General features: G+C 65.2%; 6 protein-coding genes. 5 read left to right on the top strand and 1 reads right to left on the bottom strand.

From position 1 onward, the window contains the following. The 5 genes from murC to ftsZ all read left to right on the top strand — a co-directional run. The coding region (gene murC / locus KBA32_RS16230) for a UDP-N-acetylmuramate--L-alanine ligase (protein WP_294361210.1) at positions 1 to 1,161 on the top strand (1,161 nt) is incomplete at its 5' end. Between the two features lie 122 nt (positions 1,162 to 1,283). Then, positions 1,284 to 2,189 (top strand): D-alanine--D-alanine ligase, encoded by a 906-nt coding sequence (locus tag KBA32_RS16225; protein WP_294361208.1) that lies wholly within the window; start codon positions 1,284 to 1,286, stop codon positions 2,187 to 2,189. A 24-nt stretch (positions 2,190 to 2,213) separates the two neighbouring features. After that, positions 2,214 to 2,948 (top strand): cell division protein FtsQ/DivIB, encoded by a 735-nt coding sequence (locus tag KBA32_RS16220; protein ID WP_294361206.1) that lies wholly within the window; start codon positions 2,214 to 2,216, stop codon positions 2,946 to 2,948. Beyond that, on the top strand, positions 2,945 to 4,174 hold the full coding sequence (gene ftsA, locus KBA32_RS16215) for a cell division protein FtsA (RefSeq protein WP_294361204.1): 1,230 nt from the start codon (positions 2,945 to 2,947) through the stop codon (positions 4,172 to 4,174). Before KBA32_RS16220 ends, ftsA begins: the two co-directional genes overlap by 4 nt. Before the next feature lie 38 nt (positions 4,175 to 4,212). Further along, positions 4,213 to 5,388 carry a cell division protein FtsZ gene (ftsZ, locus tag KBA32_RS16210; protein ID WP_294361202.1) on the top strand — a complete coding sequence of 392 codons (1,176 nt, stop codon included), beginning with the start codon at positions 4,213 to 4,215 and terminating at the stop codon, positions 5,386 to 5,388. A 14-nt stretch (positions 5,389 to 5,402) separates the two neighbouring features. On the opposite strand, the gene KBA32_RS16205 is transcribed toward ftsZ, so the two are convergent. Further along, on the bottom strand, positions 5,403 to 5,724 hold a 322-nt coding region (locus KBA32_RS16205), incomplete at its 5' end, for a hypothetical protein (RefSeq protein ID WP_294361200.1).

Genomic DNA, 5,724 nt, shown 5'->3' with positions numbered 1-5,724 from the left:
GACAACCCGGAAGTGCTCGCCGCGCGCGAGCGCAAGGTGCCGCTGGTGCCGCGCGCACAGATGCTCGCCGAACTGATGCGCCTGAAGCAGGGCATCGCCATCGCCGGCACGCATGGCAAGACGACGACGACCAGTCTCGTCGCCTCGATCCTGGCCGAAGGCGGCATGGACCCGACCTTCGTCATCGGCGGCCGCCTGAACGCCGCCGGCGCCAACGCGCGTCTCGGCTCGGGCGACTTCCTCGTCGCCGAGGCCGACGAATCGGACGCGTCCTTCCTCTTCCTGTCGCCGGTGATCTCGATCGTCACCAACATCGACGCCGACCACATGGAGACCTACGGCCACGACTTCGGGCGGCTGAAGCAGGCCTTCGTCGATTTCCTGCAGCGTTTGCCGTTCTACGGCGTCGCCGTGCTCTGCGCCGACGATGCCAACGTGCGCGAGATCATGCCGCAGGTCACGAAGCAGATCGTCAGCTACGGTCTCGACGCTTCCGCCAACGTACGCGCCGAGAATGTCGTTTCCGAAGACGGCCGGATGAGGTTTGACTGCGTGCGCGTCAATGGCAGCATTTCGCGCCTGCCGATCACGCTCAACCTGCCGGGGATGCATAACGTCCTCAATGCGCTGGCCGCGATTGCAGTGGCGACCGAAGTTGGGGTGTCCGACGCCGCGATCATCAAGGCGCTGGCCGAGTTCAAGGGCGTCGGGCGCCGCTTCCAGCGCTACGGCGAAGTCGCGCTGGCCGGTGGCGGCAGCTTCACGCTGGTCGACGATTACGGCCATCACCCGGCCGAAATGAAGGCGACCATCGCCGCCGCGCGCGGCGCCTTCCCCGACCGCCGTCTGCTGCTCGCCTTCCAGCCGCACCGCTACACGCGCACGCGCGACTGCTTCGAGGACTTCGTCAGCGTCCTGAACACGGTCGATGCCTTGGTGCTCGCCGAAATCTATGCGGCGGGCGAAACGCCGATCGTCGCCGCCGACGGCCGCGCCCTGGCGCGCGCCCTGCGCGTTGCGGGAAAGATCGAACCGGTCTTCGTCGAAAACATCGCCGACGTGCCGCAAACAATTCTGGATGTCGCCCGCGCCGGCGACGTGGTGATCACGATGGGCGCCGGCTCGATTGGCGGGGTTCCAGGAAAGTTGGTGCAGGTTTGAAATGAACGAAAGCGCTATCAACGCAGAGTTCGCAGAGGCGCAGAGAACGCAGAGTTATTGTTTTCTCCGCGATCTCTGTATCTCTGCGAACTCTGCGTTGAAAGAGGTTAAGGATTTTTACAATGTCTGATTTTGGAAAAGTAGCCGTTCTCTTCGGCGGCACCTCGGCCGAGCGCGAGATTTCGCTCAAGAGCGGCTCGCGCGTGCTCGCCGCGCTGCGGAGCCAGGGCGTCGATGCACACGCCTTCGACCCGGCCGAGCGCAAGCTCGACGAACTGGCCGGCTTCGACCGCGCCTTCATCGCGCTGCACGGCCGGCACGGCGAGGACGGCACCATCCAGGGTGCGCTCGAGCTGATGCACATCCCCTATACCGGCAGCGGCGTCATGGCCTCGGCCGTCGGCATGGACAAGTGGCGGACCAAGCTCCTGTGGCGTTCGGTCGGCCTGCCGATCCCCGAGTTCGTCATGCTCGACGCGACGAGCGACTTCGCCGCGGTCGAGGCGCAGCTGGGCCTGCCGCTGTTCGTCAAGCCGGCGTGCGAGGGCTCGTCGATCGGCGTGACCAAGGTGCGCCAAGCCGGTGAATTGCACGTCGCCTACCTCGAAGCGGCAAAACACGATCCGCTGGTCATCGCCGAAAAGGGGGTGCTCGGCGGCGAATACACCGCGTCCATCCTCGGCGACGAAGCGCTGCCGATCATCAAGATCGAACCGGCGACCGATTTCTATGACTACGAAGCCAAGTACTTCCGCGACGACACCGCGTATCGCTGCCCCTGCGGCCTGCCCGAAGCGCGCGAGCTGGACATCCGCGCCCAGGCGCTCGAAGCCTTCCGCGTGCTGGGTTGCCGCGGCTGGGGGCGGGTCGACTTCCTGATGGACGAAGCCGGCAACGCCTACATGCTCGAAGTCAATACCTCGCCCGGCATGACCGACCACTCGCTGGTGCCGATGGCCGCGCGCGTGGCGGGTATTTCGTATGAGGCACTCGTGATGCGCGTTCTCTCTCTGGCCACGCTGGGATGACCGATGTGGAACCGGCCGCAATTGATGACCGCCGTCTCCGACCTGCTCGTCGTGGCAGCGGCGGCGGCTTTGCTGGTGTCGGCGGTGGTCTGGATCGCGCGCTTGCCCTTGTTCCCGATCCACGAGGTGTTGGTGACCAACGAGTTGCACGAAGTGCGGCGCAGCGATCTGGAAGAGACGCTCTCCGGGCGCCTGCGCGGCAACTTCTTCAGCGTCAATCTGGAGGGAATCCGGCAGGCGGTCGAGCAGTTGCCCTGGGTGCGCACGGCGGAAGCACGGCGGCAGTGGCCGTCGCGCATCGAGATCAGCATCGAGGAACACCAGCCGGTGGCCTACTGGGGCGACTCGACCGGGCAGCTGGTGAACAGCCACGGCGAAGTCTTCACCGCGGCGATGACCGTGCCGCCGCCGGTGCCGATTCCGATGCTCTTCGGTCCGAACGAACTGACGCTCGACATGCTCGGCTACTACCAGCGGGCGGCGGATCTGATCAAGCCGCTCGGGCGCGTGCCGCTGGCATTGACGATCTCGCCGCGCCTCGCGGTCCAGATGAAGCTGGACGACGGCATGGTCGTCGAGCTCGGACGCGAGCAGCCGAAGGCCCCCGTACGCGAACGTCTGATGCGCTTCGTCGAGTTCTATCCGAACGTGCTGACGGCCGCGCGCCAGCGGCCGACGGTCGTCGATATGCGGTATCCGAACGGATTTGCGCTGCGCGTAGCGGCAGCGCCGGTAATTGAAAGTAAAGGGAAGCCATGAGCAGGGATAGCAAGGAACTCATCGTCGGCCTCGACATCGGGACGACCAAGATCGTTGCGCTGGTCGCCGAAGTCAGCCCCGAGGGCCGGCTCAACATCATCGGCATGGGCTCGCAGGACTCCAAGGGCTTGAAGAAGGGCGTCGTCGTCAACATCGAGGACACGGTGGCGACGATCTCGCGCGTGCTGCAGGAAGTCGAGCTGATGGCCGATTGCAAGGTCAAGGATGTCTATACCGGGATCGCCGGCAGCCACATCAAGAGCTTCAACTCGAACGGCATGGTCGCGATCAAGGACAAGGAAGTGACGACGATGGACGTCGAGCGCGTGATCGAAACCGCGCGCGCGATGCCGATCCCGGCCGACCAGGAGATTCTGCACATCCTGACGCAGGAATTCATCATCGACGACCAGGACGGCATCCGCGAACCGATCGGCATGAGCGGCTTCCGGCTGGAGGTGATGGTGCACATCGTCACCGGCGCCGTGTCGGCCGCGCAGAACATCGTCAAGTGCGTGCGCCGCTGCGGACTGGAGGTCAACGACCTCGTCCTGCAACCGCTGGCGTCGAGCTACGCCGTGCTGTCCGAGGACGAAAAGGATCTCGGCATCTGCCTCGTCGACATCGGCGGCGGTACGACCGACCTTGCCGTGTGGACGCAGGGCGCGATTCGGCACACGTCGGTGATCCCGATCGCCGGCGATCAGATCACCAACGACATCGCCATGGCGCTGCGCACGCCGACGCGCGAAGCGGAAGACATCAAGTGCAAGTTCGGCTGCGCGCTCTCCGAACTCGCCGACCCGGAAGACGTGCTCGACGTCGCCGGCGTCGACGACCGTCCCTCGCGCCGCCTGTCGCGCCGCGCGCTGGCCGACGTGATCCAGCCGCGCGTCGAGGAATTGTTCGAGTTGATCCAGGCCGAGCTGCGCCGTTCCGGCTTCGAGGAAGTGCTCTCGTCCGGCATCGTGCTGACCGGCGGCTCCTCGGTGATGCCCGGCATGATCGAGCTGGGCGAAGAGGTCTTCCACATGCCGGTGCGCCTCGGCGTTCCCAAATACACCGGCGCGCTGGCCGATGTGATCCAGTCGCCCCGCTTTGCCGCCGCCTACGGTCTGCTGCTCGAAGCGCAGACGCAACGTAAGCGCGGACTCAAGGTGCGCGAGACACGCGATGTGAAGCAGGTATTCGGCCGGATGAAGTCCTGGTTTGAAAAGAATTTCTGAGATTTGTCTTTTAACGGTTTTTTGCGGAGGAGAGGACCATGTTTGAAATCATCGAGAAAGAAGAGCTTGCGAGCGATTCGGAAACCGTGATCAAGGTGATCGGCGTCGGCGGCGCCGGCGGCAACGCCGTCGATCACATGATTCGCGAAGGCGTGATGGGCGTCGAGTTCCTGGCGGCCAATACCGACGCGCAAGCATTGAAGCGCAGCGTCGCGCACAAGAAGCTGCGCCTTGGCAAGAGCGGCCTTGGCGCCGGCGCCAAGCCGGAAGCCGGCCGTCTGGCGGCGGACGAGGAACGCGCGCAGATCGCCGAGTCGCTCAAGGGCTCGCACATGGTGTTCATCACCGCCGGCATGGGCGGCGGCACCGGCACCGGCGCCGGCCCGATCGTCGCCGAAGTCGCGCGCGAGATGGGTATCCTGACCGTCGCCGTCGTCACCAAGCCGTTCATGTTCGAAGGCAAGCGCCTGAAGATTGCGGAAGCCGGCATCGCCGAGCTGCAGAAGCACGTCGACTCGCTGATCGTCATCCTCAACGACAAGCTGATGGACGTGCTCGGCGACGACGTCTCGATGGACGAAGCCTTCAAGGCGGCCGACAACGTCCTGCGCAACGCCGTCGGCGGCATCGTCGAAGTCATCAACTATCCGGGCCTCGTCAACGTCGACTTCGAAGACGTGCGTACCGTGATGGGCGAAATGGGCATGGCCATGATGGGTTCGGCCAACGCCGCCGGCGTCGACCGTGCGCGCATCGCCGCCGAACAGGCGATCGCCTCGCCGCTGCTCGAAGGCGTCAACCTCTCCGGCGCCAAGGGTGTTCTCGTGAACATCACCGCCACGCGCGGCTTGAAGATGAAGGAAGTGCACGAAGTCATGAACACCGTGCGCGAGTTCGCCGCCGAAGACGCGCACATCATCTTCGGCGCGGTGTACGACGAAAGCATGGGCGAGGACATCCGCGTCACCGTCGTCGCCACCGGCCTCGGCCAGGCGCAATCGCGTCGCCAGTCGTTCGAAGTCATCAACACCCCGGTCGTGCAGGCCACGGGTACCGATGGCGGCTTCGCGCACGCCGCGCAAGGCATCGACTACAGCCAGCTCGACGTCCCGGCGGTCGTCCGCAAGGGCCGCAGCACGACCGTCGAAGCCTTGGCCAACAGCGGCGTCGATCGCTACGACATCCCGGCGTTCCTGCGCAAGCAGGCCGACTGATCGGCGTTTTTCGTTCAAGCGCTAACTATTGAGAATCGTAAAGTTGGCTGACGACCCAGCCTCCGTTCGCGGAGAGCCAGCCTCCGCTCGCGGAGAGCCAGCCTCCGTTCGCGGAGAGCCAGCCTCCGTTCGCGGAGAGCCAGCCTCCGTTCGCGGAGAGCCAGCCTCCGTTCGCGGAGAGCCAGCCTCCGTTCGCGGAGAGCCAGCCTCCGTTCGCGGAGAGCCAGCCCCCGTTCGCGGAGAGCCAGCCTCCGCTCGCGGAGAGCCAGCCTCCGTTCGTGGTGAGCTTGTCGAACCATGAACGGACGCACACGCAGGGCATCCCGCCCTTCGACA

The organism is Propionivibrio sp., assembly GCF_017995515.1.
Classification (GTDB): Bacteria; Pseudomonadota; Gammaproteobacteria; order Burkholderiales; family Rhodocyclaceae; genus Propionivibrio.
The sequence above is the reverse complement of the archived record's forward strand: the minus strand, read 5'-3'. Positions and strand labels throughout refer to the sequence as shown.